At 40.8% G+C, this 15,377-nt stretch carries 11 protein-coding genes; 7 read left to right on the forward strand and 4 right to left on the reverse strand.

What is annotated here, in order from left to right; genetic code table 11:
* Positions 1-38: 38 nt before the first annotated feature.
* From BN985_RS05210 to BN985_RS05220, 3 genes are all read right to left on the reverse strand, one after another.
* Positions 39-860, reverse strand: a complete 822-nt coding sequence (locus tag BN985_RS05210; RefSeq protein WP_042221522.1) for a carbohydrate ABC transporter permease — start codon at positions 858-860, stop codon at positions 39-41.
* A gap of 13 nt (positions 861-873) precedes the next feature.
* The gene (locus tag BN985_RS05215) at positions 874-1,758 is read right to left on the reverse strand and encodes a carbohydrate ABC transporter permease (protein WP_042221524.1); all 885 of its coding nucleotides are present in this window, start codon (positions 1,756-1,758) and stop codon (positions 874-876) included.
* A gap of 747 nt (positions 1,759-2,505) precedes the next feature.
* Positions 2,506-3,744 (reverse strand): sugar ABC transporter substrate-binding protein, encoded by a 1,239-nt coding sequence (locus BN985_RS05220; RefSeq protein ID WP_042221526.1) that lies wholly within the window; start codon positions 3,742-3,744, stop codon positions 2,506-2,508.
* A gap of 507 nt (positions 3,745-4,251) precedes the next feature.
* On the opposite strand from BN985_RS05220, the gene BN985_RS05225 reads away from it, so the two are divergent.
* The 6 genes from BN985_RS05225 (at position 4,252) to BN985_RS05250 (ending at position 13,702) form a co-directional block, all read left to right on the forward strand.
* The gene (locus BN985_RS05225) at positions 4,252-6,411 is read left to right on the forward strand and encodes a glycoside hydrolase family 3 N-terminal domain-containing protein (protein WP_042221527.1); all 2,160 of its coding nucleotides are present in this window, start codon (positions 4,252-4,254) and stop codon (positions 6,409-6,411) included.
* Between the two features lie 89 nt (positions 6,412-6,500).
* The gene (locus tag BN985_RS05230) at positions 6,501-9,833 is read left to right on the forward strand and encodes a GH36-type glycosyl hydrolase domain-containing protein (RefSeq protein ID WP_042221529.1); all 3,333 of its coding nucleotides are present in this window, start codon (positions 6,501-6,503) and stop codon (positions 9,831-9,833) included.
* Positions 9,834-10,003: 170 nt separating this feature from the next.
* Positions 10,004-10,753, forward strand: a complete 750-nt coding sequence (locus BN985_RS05235) for a sugar phosphate isomerase/epimerase family protein (RefSeq protein WP_042221530.1) — start codon at positions 10,004-10,006, stop codon at positions 10,751-10,753.
* A gap of 49 nt (positions 10,754-10,802) precedes the next feature.
* Positions 10,803-11,522 (forward strand): ThuA domain-containing protein, encoded by a 720-nt coding sequence (locus BN985_RS05240; RefSeq protein ID WP_042221533.1) that lies wholly within the window; start codon positions 10,803-10,805, stop codon positions 11,520-11,522.
* A gap of 12 nt (positions 11,523-11,534) precedes the next feature.
* Complete coding sequence (locus tag BN985_RS05245; protein ID WP_042221535.1) at positions 11,535-12,560, forward strand: Gfo/Idh/MocA family protein; 1,026 nt, start codon at positions 11,535-11,537, stop codon at positions 12,558-12,560.
* A gap of 107 nt (positions 12,561-12,667) precedes the next feature.
* A complete protein-coding gene (locus tag BN985_RS05250) occupies positions 12,668-13,702 on the forward strand; it encodes a Gfo/Idh/MocA family protein (RefSeq protein ID WP_042221536.1) in 1,035 nt (344 codons plus the stop codon).
* A 43-nt stretch (positions 13,703-13,745) separates the two neighbouring features.
* Here BN985_RS05250 and BN985_RS05255 read toward each other — a convergent pair whose 3' ends face one another.
* A complete protein-coding gene (locus BN985_RS05255) occupies positions 13,746-14,150 on the reverse strand; it encodes a secondary thiamine-phosphate synthase enzyme YjbQ (protein ID WP_042221538.1) in 405 nt (134 codons plus the stop codon).
* A 247-nt stretch (positions 14,151-14,397) separates the two neighbouring features.
* Here BN985_RS05255 and BN985_RS05260 point away from each other — a divergent pair, with 247 nt between their 5' ends.
* Positions 14,398-15,345, forward strand: coding sequence for an acetylxylan esterase (locus BN985_RS05260; protein WP_042221540.1), 948 nt, complete (start codon positions 14,398-14,400; stop codon positions 15,343-15,345).
* Positions 15,346-15,377: the final 32 nt, after the last annotated feature.

The following is a 15,377-nucleotide window of genomic DNA, read 5'->3' on the forward strand; positions in this document are numbered from 1 at the left end:
CCCGCCACCAAGCGAAACCTTCCACCTAAGTCCTTCGTTTACTTTATACCCGAAACATTAAAACCTTCGACAATATGCTTCTGGAAAATAATGAAGATGATCAGTACAGGGACAACCATAAAAGTGGAGCCTGCCATTTGCAACCCATAGTTTGAAACGTTCTGATCCTGTAGTAGGGCAAGTCCTACTGATAAGGTGTATAACCTTTCTTCGTTTGCGATGATCAACGGCCATAGGAAGCTGTTCCAGGAGCCAATAAATGTAAGGATAACCTGTACGGCAAGAATTGGTTTTGCTAACGGAATAATCAGCTTGAAAAAGATATACAGTTCACCAGCACCATCAAGCCTTGCTGCTTCTATCAAATCATCTGGAATGGTAACCATAAATTGACGAATTAGAAAGATGTTGAATGCAGCAATTAACCCTGGGAGAATAATTCCTGTCATACTGTTTGTTAATCCCGCTTCATTTAAAATTAAATAAGTAGGAATCATGGTAACTTGACCAGGAATCATCATGGTAAGTAGCACGACTGCAAACCAAATTTCTTTTCCTTTAAACTGAAACTTACCAAACCCATAGCCGGCCATTGTGTTTAACAAGAGGCCAACCATAGAGAAAAATACGATGATCAATGTATTTACTAAGTAAACGTCAAAGTTTAAATTCGTAAATAGATTGATATAATGCTCAAATGTAGGAGCATTTGGGAACAAGGTTGGTGGAATGCTTAATACTTCTCTTTCGTTTTTCAATGAGCTAAGGATCATCCAAACAAATGGTAATGATACAAGCAGACCGCCAATGAATAGAACAGTGTTGACAATTGCGCGTTCGAAATTATTTTTTAAGTCCATGGAAGCTGCCTCCTTACTTATCTTCAGATTTTCTTAGTTTAAATTGTAGAAGTGTTGCTAGAATAATAATAATGAACAGTACAAATGATGCCGCGGCCCCGTAGCCAAACTCGCTATATTGGAAACCTTCTTGATAGATAAATAGAGCAAGTGAATTTGTACCGTTTAAAGGACCACCATTTGTCATAACAAACGGTTCTTCGAAGAATTGCAGCCAGCCAATTAAGGTTGTGACAACAACAAAGAAGGTAGCAAAGCTCATAGAAGGCAGTGTGATTTTGAAAAGCTTCTGCCAGCGGTTTGCGCCATCGATGTCTGCAGCTTCATAGTACATTTTCGGAATGGATTGTAGTGCTGCTAGGAAAATTAGCATACTAACACCATTACTTTTCCACACGGCCATTGCAATCAACGAAAGTTTAGCAATAAATGGATCCTCTAGCCATGGGATAGCGTCAAGATTTACGAGTGACAATAGATAGTTAAAAAGACCGTATTCCTGATTGTACAAGAAGCTCCATACGACTGCGATTGCTACAATATTCGTTACAGAAGGAATATAATAGATAACACGAAAGGTCGTGGACATCCAGTCAGATACAAGCTTTAGAAGGTATGCAATGACAAAAGAGCTAATTACAGCCATTGGCACCCCGATGATAACGTAGATAAACGTATTGCCCATTGACTTAAGGAATACTTTATCTTGGAATAATTGGACAAAGTTATCAAATCCAATAAAGTTAATAGTCGACCAGTTTGCTAGCCCTCTCAGATTCATATCTGTGAAACTAATACCTAACGATACGATAATGGGTAGGAAAGAAAAGATACTGAGAAGAATAACAGCTGGCATAATAAAGAAATACGGTGTTAAATTATTTTTAAAGCGATTCATTTCATTCACCTCTTCATTTTACATTTCGAAAGGTCTAGGATTTCCTTCCATTTGTGTGTACTTGATCTACATCCTGTGAGGAATTTTGTCCAAACATGGTCAGATAAGTTGAAACGTTTCTATTAAACCGATGCAACCGAAATACTGGAATCGTTTTCAACTAACCGCCATAGAATGAGAGGAACACCTCTAACTGGTAATATCATAACTATTATATTGTGAAGACTTTCCACTTCCTAAGTAAAGTTTAGGTTGTCGAAACGTTTCTATAATATGATTATAGTTGGTATTGAAATCGATTGCAAGAAGAAATGTCTTTTTTCTTGCAATTTTAACTAGGATAGATAAAGAGAACATATTGAGAAGGAAGAGGGGCGGCAAAAATAAAAGACGTAGCGTTTTGTTAAAGAAAAGAACCTGGGACAAAAGTTCTCTTAACATTTTAAAACCCGAACTATCATGCAATTCCTTGAATAAAGGATTGCCTAGTTCGGGTTTTCTTATTTTAGCGTAGGCAGAACGCGGAGACTCCTTGAAAATGCTATAACATTTTCTGCGTGCGATGCGTAGCTGACGTAGCCTTTCTTGTCCAACGGGAACAGCACGAGTCCGAAGACCCCGCAGTGGTGCCCTTTCCGCGAGGAGGCTGAGGCCGTGCCCGTGGAAAGCGAAGTGTTCTGTTGAAGCGACGCTAAAAAGTATTTTATGTCCCAGCCTCTGTGTTATTAATCGGTTTTGCAGTTTCGATTACTCACCAAGAATTCTTGATACTTCGCTTTGCATGCTATCAATTGATTCATCAATGTCTGCTCCACCACGATTTACTTCTTCAAGAACGTCTAGGATCTCTCCAACAATTCTATCGTATTCAGGAATTAATGGGAGTGGTTTCGTAGATTCTAACTGTTCACCAAATGTAGCTACCATTTCATTGTCAGTTAAAGCCGAATCTTCCCATGCTTCAAGGTTAGCTGGTAATTCGTTAACTTCTTCATACCACTTTACCTGTGTTTCAGGGGCTGCCATCCAATTAATGAAATCTAAAGCTTCATCAACTTTTTCTGAGTTGTGGAATACAGCTAAGTGTGCTCCACCCATCATAGATTCATTTGTTTCCGCTTCAGGCATTGTTGTAACATCCCACTGTCCTTCAATGTCAGGAGCTCTTTCTGTGATGGTTTTAATATCCCATGGTCCACTAAAGAACATTGGTTTAGAGCCATCCTCAAATGCCTGGAAGAATTCTTTTCCTTCTCCCATCTGTGATAATTTTTCATCATAGAACGTATTATGAAGCTCGATGGATTCTTTAAAGCCAGGTTTATCGAAATTAGAAGAACCTTCTTCTATTACGTAATCCCAACCTTGTTGCCATGCAAATACAAAAGGATATTGACGGTCTTCCATCGGTAAGTCAATCGCATATTGTCCATCACCACGATCAGCCAATTGACGAGAAGCATCTAGCATGTCATCCCATGTTTGCGGGCCTTCTGGATATCCAACTTCTTCTAATAAATCTGTGCGATAGTATAAAGCACGTGTATCTACATACCATGGAACTCCGATAGTAGTGTCTTCATATTTAGTAGTGCCAATTGCAGCATCATAAAAGTTATCTGCTGCTAAGTTCTCATAGTCACCAATTTTGTCCGAAATATCAAGGAAGGTTCCTGCATCGGCAAATTCTGCCACCCATGTTGTTCCGATTTGTAATACATCCGGACCGTTACCTGATGCAACAGCAGTCAATAATTTATCATGTGCGTTGTCCCAAGGAATAGCCTGTACTTCAACTGTTACACCAGACTCATCTTCATACTCTGTTACGAATTCATCTAAAGCACTTGTCATTGTCCAAACAGAGATTGTATCAGCGTCGCCTGAAGATTCACTACTTGATTCATCATCAGATGAACAAGCTCCTAATATTAATACTACACTTAGTAAAATTGCTGAAAGCCATGCAAATTTTTTGTTATTCATACATACACCCCTTAGATATAGTTTTTTTATTATAATAGAATATTTCAGTGTTCTCCATGTTTTGGTTGTTTACACCATCACTCCTTATCAGAGAGTTTTATTGAAACGTTTCTTAAAAAATAGCATAAAACACTTTGAAATCGGTTTCAAGTAAGAATAAAAAAATACTCACACTTACTAGAATTTGAAGTTAATTCTTGTTGTTGTGGCGGTTGTTAAGGGGAGGTGATTAAAATTCCCCTGTTGAAAATTTTATGTTTTTGTTGAAACGTTTCTACAAATCGATTATAGTAGTATTTGAAACCGATTGCAACTATTAATTTATTTTTTACATTGGGAAAGGCAAAAAATATGAACTAAGAAGTAAAAGCACCGTGGTTGAAATGTTGAGGTAACCAGTATAAGAGAGACATACACTTTTGCTGAATGATGAGACAATGCGCGTTTTCAAAAGAAATTCTCGACCAAATAAAGGTCGTAAATATAACTGAAAATGGAGGAAGTCATATGACAGATCAATTCCTAAATGATTTATTGAAAAAAATGACAACGGAAGAGAAAGTGGCACAGCTTATGCAGCTTGCTACACCATTCTTTAAAGGTGCATCGAACAGTGGGGAAATTACAGGTCCGATGGTAAATATGAACATAACAGATGAACTGGTAGAAAATACAGGGTCTGTCCTTGGAGCTTGGGGTGCTGCGGAAATAAAAGCAATTCAAGAACGCCACCTAAAAGATAACAGGTTAGGTATTCCACTTTTAATGATGGCAGATGTGATACACGGTTATCGGACGATTTTTCCGGTACCACTTGCGATTGGCAGCTCGTGGGATTTGGAGCTTGCAGAAAAAAGTGCTCAGATTGCGGCGAAGGAAGCAGCAGTAGCCGGGATTCATGTAACATTTGCCCCAATGGTTGATCTCGTGCGTGACCCACGCTGGGGAAGGGTAATGGAATCAACAGGAGAGGATCCTTACTTAAATGGAGAGTTTGCAAGAGTGCAGGTACGAGGGTTCCAAGGTAAGAATTTAAAAGACGATATGGAAGCACTTGCTGCCTGTGTGAAACATTTTGCAGCATACGGTGCTGCAGAAGGTGGACGTGATTACAATACCGTGAACATGTCAGAACGTGACCTTAGAGAATATTACCTACCTGCATACAAAGCAGCCTTGGATGCGGGAAGTGAAATGGTCATGACGGCATTTAATACAGTTGATGGCATTCCTGCTACCGGAAATAAAAAATTGATGCGTGATCTTTTACGGGAAGAATGGGGCTTTGATGGTGTACTAATCTCTGATTGGGGAGCTGTCAAAGAGATGATTCCACATGGCATTGCCGCGAATGAAAAAGAGGCAGCCGAAAAAGCGATAAAAGCAGGCTTAGACATTGAAATGATGACCACCACGTATGCAAGCCATCTAAAAGAATTGATTGAGGAAGGCAAAGTGGATGGTAGTTTACTAAATGAGGCTGTAATGCGTATCCTTGAATTAAAAGACAAGCTTGGATTATTTGAAAATCCTTACCGAGGTGCTGATGAAGAACGAGAAAAAGAATTACTCCTTAGTGAGGAACACCGCAACACAGCAAAAGAGTTGGCAGCTAAATCATGTGTCCTATTAAAAAATGAACACGTTCTTCCATTGAAAAAAGAGCAGAAAGTTGCACTAGTTGGTCCATTTGCTGAAGGCAAAGATATTCTCGGGCCGTGGTCCTTCCTAGGATCTACCGATGAGGCAATCACGGTAAAGGCTGGGATGGAGCAGAAGCTGGGAGAAAAAGTGAAGGTTGCAAAAGGCAGTGACATTGAAGCAGGAGAAGGTACGGATCTTGAACAAGCTATAAACATTGCAAACGAGGCTGATGTTATCGTGCTTGCACTTGGCGAGGCGTCTGAAATGAGCGGGGAAGCAGGTTCAAGAACAAACATAAAACTACCAGATGCACAGTTAAAATTAGTAGAAGAAATTTCAAAGCTCGGGAAGCCGACGGTTGCTGTTCTGTTTAATGGTAGACCACTAGATCTTCAAGGTGTGATCGATAAGACTGATGCGGTCCTGGAGGCATGGTTCCCTGGAACAGAAGGTGGAGCAGCCATTGCTGATTTACTTTATGGGGATGTTAACCCTTCTGGTAAATTGACAATGTCATTTCCGCAAAATGTAGGACAAGTGCCTGTTTACTATAATCATTTCAATACTGGCCGTCCAAAAGGAGCACCAGATGCACAAATCCGCTATGTTTCCCAGTATCTAGATAGTCCGAACTCGCCTTTATTCCCATTTGGCTATGGACTTAGTTATACAACATATGCATATGATCAATTTTCTCTTTCTGCGAACACACTGCATGCAGGTGAAACATTGACCGCACAGGTGAACGTAACAAACACAGGCAAAGTAGCCGGGGATGAAATTGTGCAATTATATATTCAAGATAAAGTCGGAGAAGTGGTCCGACCACTTAAAGAGTTAAAAGGATTCGAAAAAATTCATCTAGGGCCTGGCGAGTCAAAAACAGTTGAATTTACCATCACGGAAGAGCAGCTGCGCTATCACCATGCTGATTTGAGCCTCACAAGTGACCCAGGGGAATTTACGGTATATGTAGGACCAAGCAGTGCAGAAGTTCAAGAACAAACCTTTGAATTAGTATAGAAAGAAAAGCGAAGAGAGATCGCGAGTGCGCGCACAACTTAAAACACCACTCCACCCAACGACAAGAGATATGAAAAGGAGAATGCTTGATGAACCAAACGAAAACGTACATTCCTGTACAAAAAGGAGATCTTCAATTCACCTTCCTGAACAGTGGGGATATTTTCGAAATGACGCATAACCAAACATTAATTAATCAGCTGATGGCAAACCCAATTGATGGGTCGTTAAATAATATTTACCTACGGGTTTATACAGGCAGCGAAATACAGGCATTTCCATTACTTGGCGTGGAATCATCCAGCACGGTTAGCACGCAGGAAAGTGCAATACAATGGAAGGGCGAAGTGTCAGGAATTGCTTACACGGTCACCTTCCAGTTGGCGACAGATAACATGTGGTTTTGGAATGTAGAATTAGATGGTAATGGCGAGCTGGTTGATCTTGTTTATGGTCAGGATTTGGGCCTTGCTGATAAAGCAGCCGTTCGTTCCAATGAGTCATACATGTCCCAGTACATGGATCATAAAGTTTTTGAAAATCAAAACGGCTATACCATCGCTACAAGACAAAACCAGCCAATGCAAAGTGGTTTTCCATTTATCCAGCAGGGTGCTCTTGGTAAAACAGTTGGATATTCTACAGATGGATTTCAGTTCTTCGGTAAAAGCTACAGAAAAACAAACAAAGCCGAAGTGTTAAATAAAGAAAGCTTGGCAAATGAAGTGTATCAATACGAGTTTGCCTACATTGCACTACAATCTGAAAAAATGGAGCTTAACGGAAAACAACATTTTGTTTTCTACGGCTTTTTCCAAGAAAACCATGAAGCGGCCGTAACTGAACCGATTAACGCTGACCTTGTTCAAGAAACGTGGGATAATCTTGAAGAAGTCGGTCCAGGTACAGAGCTTGCGAAAGTGAAAAAGACTAGCGCGATTGGTGCACCTCTTGCTGCAGAGGAAATGACAGACGAAGAGGTTGCAGCATACTATCCAGAACGTCGCCTTGAGGAAAAAACGGAAGCTGGGCTTCTTTCCTTTTTCACACCAACTCATGAGCATGTAGTACTGCAACAAAAGGAATTAGCAGTTGAGCGTCCACATGGTCATATTTTAATGAGTGGTCATAATGATGTGGTAAAAGATACGACGATCACAACGAACGTTTATATGTACGGATTATTTAATTCGCAAATTTCCATTGGAAATACCAATATGAATAAAATGCTGTCCAATGCTAGAAACCCACTAAATCGAATGAAGACATCTGGGCAACGGATTTATTTGGAAGTTGATGGGGAGTTCCGTCTACTCACAATGCCTTCCTTATTCGAGATTGGCTTTAACTATGCACGTTGGATATATAAGCTACAGGATGATGTTGTGACCGTAACAACCTTCACGGTGGTTGATTCAGCAGATGTCCAGCTTGATGTAACATCAAAAGAAGGAAAAGCTTATCGTTTTCTTGTAACAAACCAGGCGACCATGCAAAACAACGAATATGAAGTTTCTTATAATATGGAGGTTGAGGGCAATATCCTAACCTTTACGGCGAGTGAAGAGGCTGGAAGTAAAGGAACATATCCTGATCTTTCATACACGATGCAGGTTCTAGGAGCAGCAATCGAGGTAAAAGATGAGACAGTCCTCACAGAGAATGTTGAACCAGGCAGTGCCTCCCTTGTTGTACTGGAGGTAGAAGCTACTTCTAAGTTGACGATGCTAATTTCTGGCGATCTATATGGGGAAAAGCGTACACCAGAGCCACATACCTTTAAGGAAGTAGTAGAGGATTACCGCTCTTATTACAAAAACGTGATGCAAGGCTTCCATCTAGAACAGGAGAACAAGCAGAATGTTAAAGAGATTCAAAAGGTAAATGCCCTCGCATGGTGGTATACCCATAATATGCTTGTCCATTTCTCAGTTCCACACGGATTGGAGCAATATGGTGGAGCCGCATGGGGAACCAGGGATGTCAGCCAGGGACCTTTCGAATACTTTATGGCGACACAGAACTATGAAACAGTAAGAGAGATTATTACGACCATGTTTTCCCATCAATATGAGGATACAGGTAACTGGCCACAATGGTTCATGTTTGATAAATATAATAAAATTCAGCAGGACCATAGCCATGGCGACATCATTGTGTGGCCGATGAAGGTTGTATGTGATTACATTGAAGCAACAGGTGATACAGCAATTTTGAATGAGAAGATTGCCTATACAGATCGTAAGACGTATGAGTTTACGGAAGAAAAAGCAACATTGCTTGACCATTTGAAAAAAGAGATCGACTATATACAAGCACATTTCCTCCATGATACGTACTTGTCAGCCTATGATGATGGGGATTGGGATGACACGCTGCAGCCTGCTAACCAGAACTTGAAAAAATACATGTCCAGCAGCTGGACTGTTGCTTTAACATACGAAGCATTACGCAAGATGACCAATGTACTGAAAGAAGTGGATGCAGAAGCGGCAAGTCAAACACAGGAAATGGTAGAAGGAATCAAGCGTGACTTCAATGACTTCCTGATGCAAACAGATATTATTCCAGGCTTTGTGTATATGGAGGAGCCAGGAGAAGTAGAGCGTATGCTGCACCCTACAGATGAAAAAACGGGCATAAATTATCGTCTTTTACCAATGCAACAGAGCATCATTAGTGAACTGTTTACATTGACACAGGCGGAATCCCATTATGACATTATAAAAGAACATCTTTTCTTCCCGGACGGCGTTCGCCTAATGAATCGTCCGGCAAATTACAAAGGTGGTGTAAGTACCCATTTCAAACGGGCAGAGCAGGCATCTAACTTTGGAAGAGAGATAGGACTGCAATATGTGCATGCACATATCCGTTATGTAGAAGCAATGGCGAAGCTTGGCTATCGTGACGAAACATGGGACGGTCTTGCTGTCATTAACCCAATTGCAATCCAGGATGTTGTACCAACTGCAGCGTTGCGTCAAAGCAATGCCTACTTCAGTAGTTCAGATGGAGATTTTAAGACACGTTATGAAGCACAGGAGCAATTTGGAAAATTACGAAATGGGTCTGTACAGGTAAAAGGCGGCTGGCGCATTTATTCAAGCGGCCCGGGAATTTATATGAACCAGCTAATCGCCAACACATTAGGCGTACGTCAATTTGCTGGTGATCTTATTCTGGATCCTGTTCTACCAGGACGTCTTGATGGAATGCGTTTCACCTATACGTGGAATGGTAAACCGGTAACGTTTGTGTACCATTTAAATGCTGAGAAGCAACAGGTGCTAATTAATGGCGCGATTATGGAGGCAACGGAGCTGATTAACCCGTACCGCAGTGGAGGAATTCGCATACCGCGTGCGCAGCTGGATGAAGCACTCAAAGCTGAGGGCAATACAATTGAGGTATTCGTGTAAGCAGCCCGTACAATTTAGTTACAGACCAAAAAAGAAAACCGGGCGATCAATATGTATCGTCCGGTTTTCTCTATTACATTATTTAAAAAGGGAAGGTTAAAAGGGTATTATACTATTACCCTCAAGATCCTTCTGTTAAACTAAAAATAAAAAAAGAAGGAGAGGACTGTATGGGAAAAATAGGATTACAACTTTATACGGTTAGAGATTCTGCTGAAGCCAACTTTCACCAATTGTTAAGGGATGTTGGGGAGATAGGTTATGAAGGTGCACAGTTTGCAGGGTTTTATGATACAGAAGCTAAGGATGTTGCTGACACATTACAAAGCGTGGGTATCACTCCGGCTGGTGCGCACGTACCAATTGAACAATTGCAGCATCACCTCCAGGATGTGATCCAGTACCACAAGGCTATCGGAAATAACTTAATCATTTGTCCATACCTGCCTGAATCCATGCGCGAAAATAAAGCAGGCTACCTACAAACGGCAGAATTATTTAATCAAATTGGTAAGGAGCTAAAGCAGGCCGGTTTTCAATTTGCCTATCATAATCATGCTTTTGAATTTGATAGAATAGAGGATACTACTGGTTTTAAACTTCTTTTTGAAAATACAGATCCAAATTTAGTGAAAATGGAGCTTGACTGCTTTTGGGCAACATATGCTGGATATGACCCAAACGAGATTATGAGAGATTATAAGACTCGTTGTATTTCCTTACATTTAAAAGATATTAGAGAAGAAAACGGGGAAAAGATCTCAACCGAAATAGGTAACGGCACATTGGACATGAAAACATTGATTCAATCAGGTCTTGATCACAATGTCGAATGGTTTATTATAGAACAAGAGCATTTTACAGGCGACCCTTTAGAAAGTGCGAAGAAAAATGTTGAAGCATTGAAAGAAATGCTATAATGATAGACAAATATTGAAAGCGCTATATTAAATGGAAGGAGATTTTACTATGAAAGTAACGGTTTGGAATGAGAATCGACATGAAAAAAAGAATCCGATAGTTTCTGAGATTTATCCTAAAGGAATACATGGACAAATTGCATACTTTTTGGAAGAAGCTGGTCTTGATACAAAAACAGCAACACTAGATGAGCCGGAGCATGGACTAACAGATGAAGTCTTAAATGAAACCGAAGTCTTAATTTGGTGGGGGCATCTTGCGCACGATGAGGTTACAGAAGAGGTCGCTGAAAAGGTGAAGCAGCGTGTACTTGATGGCATGGGCCTTATTGTGCTTCATTCGGGTCACTTCTCCAAAGTATTTAAAAAGCTGATGGGTACTGGCTGTGACTTGAAATGGCGAGAAGCAGATGATAAGGAAAGAATTTGGGTAGCGGACCCAACCCATCCGATTACAGAAGGCATTGGGGAATATATTGATTTGGAAAAAGAGGAAATGTACGGAGAACACTTTGACATTCCAGCACCTGATGAACTAATTTTTATTAGCTGGTTTGAAGGTGGAGAGGTATTCCGTAGTGGCGCAACCTTTAAGCGTGGGCGTGGGAAGATTTTTTATTTCCGTCCTGGACATGAAACCTATCCGACCTACCACAATAAAGAGATTCAAAAAGTTATCACTAATGGCGTGAAATGGGCAGCGAATACGAATACACCTAATCCAGTACGTGGAAACCACCAACCATTGGAAAAAATCACGGAAAAATAAAGGAGAGAGAATATGTCAGCAATAAAAGTAGCGGTAATTGGGTGTGGAAGTATTGCAAAACATCGCCATTTAATCGAGTACGATATCCAGCCAGAAGTAGAGATCGTAGCGGTATGCGATATCGTCGAAGAGCGAGCAAACGAGGCAGCAGACAAATATGGAGCAACAGCTTACACAGATTATAAAACACTTTTAAAAGAAGAAAACGTTGATGCCGTAAGTGTATGTCTACCAAACTACTTACACGCACCTGTATCCATTGCTGCATTGGAAGCAGGCTGTCATGTGCTATGTGAAAAGCCAATGGCGACATCTCGTGAGGAAGCACAGGAGATGATTGATGCAGCTAACAAAAACGATAAGAAACTTATGATTGCTCATAATCAGCGTTTTGTGCCATCACATCAGAAGGCAAGAGAATTGATTGAAAAAGGGGAAGTTGGAAAAGTATACAGCTTCCGCACTGCATTTGGCCATGGTGGACCAGAAGGATGGAGTGTCGATGGAAAAGATAGTTGGTTCTTTAAAAAGGAACAGGCTTTTATCGGTGCGATGGGTGACCTAGGTGTCCATAAAGCAGACCTAATGCGTTATTTACTTGGAGAAGAGTTTACAGAGGTAGCAGGATTTGTGGAAAGTTCTGCAAAGGAAGGCTCTGACGTGGATGATAACGCAGTGTGTATCCTAAAAACTGCGAATGGGACTGTCGGAACACTAGCTGCAAGCTGGGCTTATTCTGCTAAAGAAGATAATTCGACAGTAATCTATGGAGAAAAAGCAACCCTACGACTAGAAGATGATCCGAACTTCTCCCTTATCGTGCAATATGTGAGCGGTGAAGTCGTGAAATATGAACTTGGTGGGATTCAGACAAATGATAGTGGGGGACAAACGTCAACACAGGTTATTCATCATTTCATTACAAGTATTGCTGAAAACACGAACCCACCAATCGACGGTGAAGATGGGAAAAAATCATTAGAAGTCATTTTAAATGCACTAGAGTCAGCTGAAACAAAACGTATTTGCGGAGCGTAAATGCCTAGTTTCTAGGCGCTGTAGCTGGACTTGGCCATTTCTGTTAAAGAACAACGTTCAGCCCAAAATTATTACTGCTATACTTTTTAAAAAAGGGGTTAACATACATGCTTAAAATGGGGATCATTGGAGTTGGTGGAATTGCGCAGGGAAGGCATATTCCAGCATATCTTCAAATGCAAGAGAAAGTCGAAATTACAGCAGTACAGGATGTAAATAAAGAAAGGGCAGAAGAAGTAGCAGAAAAACATGGCATAGCAAATGTTTTTCATAACTATACAGAAATGTTTGATGTGGTAGATGCGGTGACCATATGTACTCCAAATAAATTTCACGCCAACATTGCTGTGGCAGCATTAGAAGCAGGCGTTCATGTATTATGTGAAAAACCGATGGCAATGACCACGGATGAGTGCCAGCGTATGCTGGATGCTTCACTTAAATCAGGGAAAAAGCTAGCTATCGCCTATCATTATCGGTTCACAGACCCGGCACAGGTTGCGAAAAAAGCTATACTTAATCAGGAAGTGGGCGACCCTCTTGTGACTCGTGTGGAAGCAATGCGTCGTCGTAAGGTTCCTGGCTGGGGAGTTTTTACAAACAAAGACCTACAAGGTGGTGGAAGCCTAATTGATTATGGCTGTCACATGCTTGACCTAGCACTTTGGCTCATTGGTGACTCGAAACCTGTGGAAGTTAGTGGCAGGACCTATAATCGCTTAAGTAAAACACCAAATCAGATCAATGACTGGGGTGTGTTCGATACAGAGACGTTTGATGTAGATGATCATGTTTCGGCATATATTACATTTGAGGATGGAGCTTCCTTGTTCTTAGAATGTTCCTGGTCGGCAAATATTAAGGAAGATACCCGCCATTTAAGTATTTCAGGTGTGGACGGGGGTCTCAACCTTTATCCATTGGAATTTTATGAACCAAAACATGGTACCTTTATGACGACAACGACTAAAGCCGATCATAACGAAGAAGAGGCAGGTTTCGCCCAGGCCCACAACTTTGTCGACAGCTGTCTAGGAAATGCAGAATTAGTTGTGAAACCAGAAGAAGCGCTAGAAGTTTCCCGCATTATCGAAGCCATTTACAAAAGCAGTGAGACAGGAACTTCTGTACGACTTAAATAAATGAATAAAATCGCATGGCGCCCTTGTGCCCATGCGATTTTATCTATTCTGACGCGATTAATTTAGCTTGATACTTTCTATCACGTGGACCATCAAATTCACAAAAATAGACACCTTGCCAAGTGCCAAGGACTAATCTTCCTTCTGAAACGATCAAGGTCTGTGCATGGCCGACCGTACTTGTTTTTAAATGAGCAGCTGTATTTCCTTCTGCATGTTGATCTTTTGTATGATCCCATGGGTAAACTTCATCAAGACGCATAAGCATATCTGTTTTAACATCCGGATCTGCATTTTCATTTACGGTAATTCCCGCTGTGGTATGCAAGGAAGTAACAACAAGGATTCCTTCTTCGACACCTGATTCGTAAATCCATTCTTCTAGATTACTTGTAATATCTTGCATTTCTGCGTGACGTTTGGTTTTAATCTGAAATGTTTTTAGCAATGTAATTCTCCTTCCCAACAGCCTGCTTTTAGTATACTACCCTTTTGAAGGAAAGAGAAATCAGTGTTTAATGAATTTTATGCGATATTTAATAGAATTTTTTAATGGGAGGTTCTATAGCTGTTAAAGTCGAATTGTATTAATAAGTTAGTGATTCACGGAAATATTGCGAACAATATTCGCTAATTATTTCCCGGGTAATATTTTTTGGCGATATGTCGAAATAAGAATGAGAGGATGCCAGAACATGGAACATATTCAACATACAATGGAAAAATTAAAAACATACATACCTGCTTCAACAAAACGAGCTGATCATGCTGCATTTTGGCAGGAGACATTGGAGGATTCAAACAGACAGCCTTTATCTGTGTCGATTGCAGAAAAAGAATATCCGATTAAGCAAATAAAGGTTTTTCATGTCGTATATCAAGGATTTAATGGAACACCGATACACGCGCATTACATATTGCCAAGAAATGTGGAGAGAAAGATGCCTTGCCTGCTCTTTTTCCACGGGTATGGCATGAATAAAAGTACAGTTTCCCACTATATGCAGTGGTTAATTCAAGGGTATGCTGTCATGGCAGTTGATACAAGAGGACACGGGCATAGCGGGGACGCCGCATCCTATTCCAATGACGTATCGGGTAGCTGGGTTACCAAAGGAATTCTAGATAAATATGAGTATTATTATCGAAATGTATATGTTGATGCCATTAGAGCTATCGACTTTCTTAGTACGAGGGCGGAAATCAATCAAGATCGTATTGGCATAATTGGTGGAAGCATGGGTGGTGGAATCACCCTAGCAGTAGCAGCACTTGATAATCGGCCTAGGCTTGCTGTTGCAGATATGCCGAATATGTGTGATATACCATTGGCAATGGAGCAGAAAATGGAAGGGTCTCTCACCATTGTAGAAAGCTTTTTGCGACAGAACCCTCAACATACCGAGCGTGTTTATGAAACATTGTCATATTTTGACCATGTTAACCTGGCCGAGCAAATAACATGTCAAACACGATTAGCAATTGGCTTGCGAGATGTCGTTTGCCCTCCACAGCCTAGTTATGGTGTCTATAATGTAATACAATCACCGAAAAGCATAGCGGTGTATCCTTTTTCAGGACATGATATGTCGATGAACATCCACGTAGATAAAACCTTGGAATTTATCGCGGATCATTTGTAGAGACATGGTGAGTGCTTGCTATATGGGGAACA

It is taken from the genome of Oceanobacillus manasiensis (genome assembly GCF_000724085.1).
In the GTDB taxonomy this organism is placed as follows: domain Bacteria; phylum Bacillota; class Bacilli; order Bacillales; family Amphibacillaceae; genus Oceanobacillus_B; species Oceanobacillus_B manasiensis.

What these genes read in the sequence shown, in the direction of transcription:
- BN985_RS05220 (WP_042221526.1), bottom strand. Translation starts at nt 3,744, where the DNA reads ATGAATAACAAAAAATTTGCATGGCTTTCAGCAATTTTACTAAGTGTA.
- BN985_RS05210 (WP_042221522.1), bottom strand. Translation starts at nt 860, where the DNA reads ATGGACTTAAAAAATAATTTCGAACGCGCAATTGTCAACACTGTTCTA.
- BN985_RS05230 (WP_042221529.1), top strand. Translation starts at nt 6,501, where the DNA reads ATGAACCAAACGAAAACGTACATTCCTGTACAAAAAGGAGATCTTCAA.
- BN985_RS05260 (WP_042221540.1), top strand. Translation starts at nt 14,398, where the DNA reads ATGGAACATATTCAACATACAATGGAAAAATTAAAAACATACATACCT.
- BN985_RS05225 (WP_042221527.1), top strand. Translation starts at nt 4,252, where the DNA reads ATGACAGATCAATTCCTAAATGATTTATTGAAAAAAATGACAACGGAA.
- BN985_RS05240 (WP_042221533.1), top strand. Translation starts at nt 10,803, where the DNA reads ATGAAAGTAACGGTTTGGAATGAGAATCGACATGAAAAAAAGAATCCG.
- BN985_RS05245 (WP_042221535.1), top strand. Translation starts at nt 11,535, where the DNA reads ATGTCAGCAATAAAAGTAGCGGTAATTGGGTGTGGAAGTATTGCAAAA.
- BN985_RS05250 (WP_042221536.1), top strand. Translation starts at nt 12,668, where the DNA reads ATGCTTAAAATGGGGATCATTGGAGTTGGTGGAATTGCGCAGGGAAGG.
- BN985_RS05215 (WP_042221524.1), bottom strand. Translation starts at nt 1,758, where the DNA reads ATGAATCGCTTTAAAAATAATTTAACACCGTATTTCTTTATTATGCCA.
- BN985_RS05235 (WP_042221530.1), top strand. Translation starts at nt 10,004, where the DNA reads ATGGGAAAAATAGGATTACAACTTTATACGGTTAGAGATTCTGCTGAA.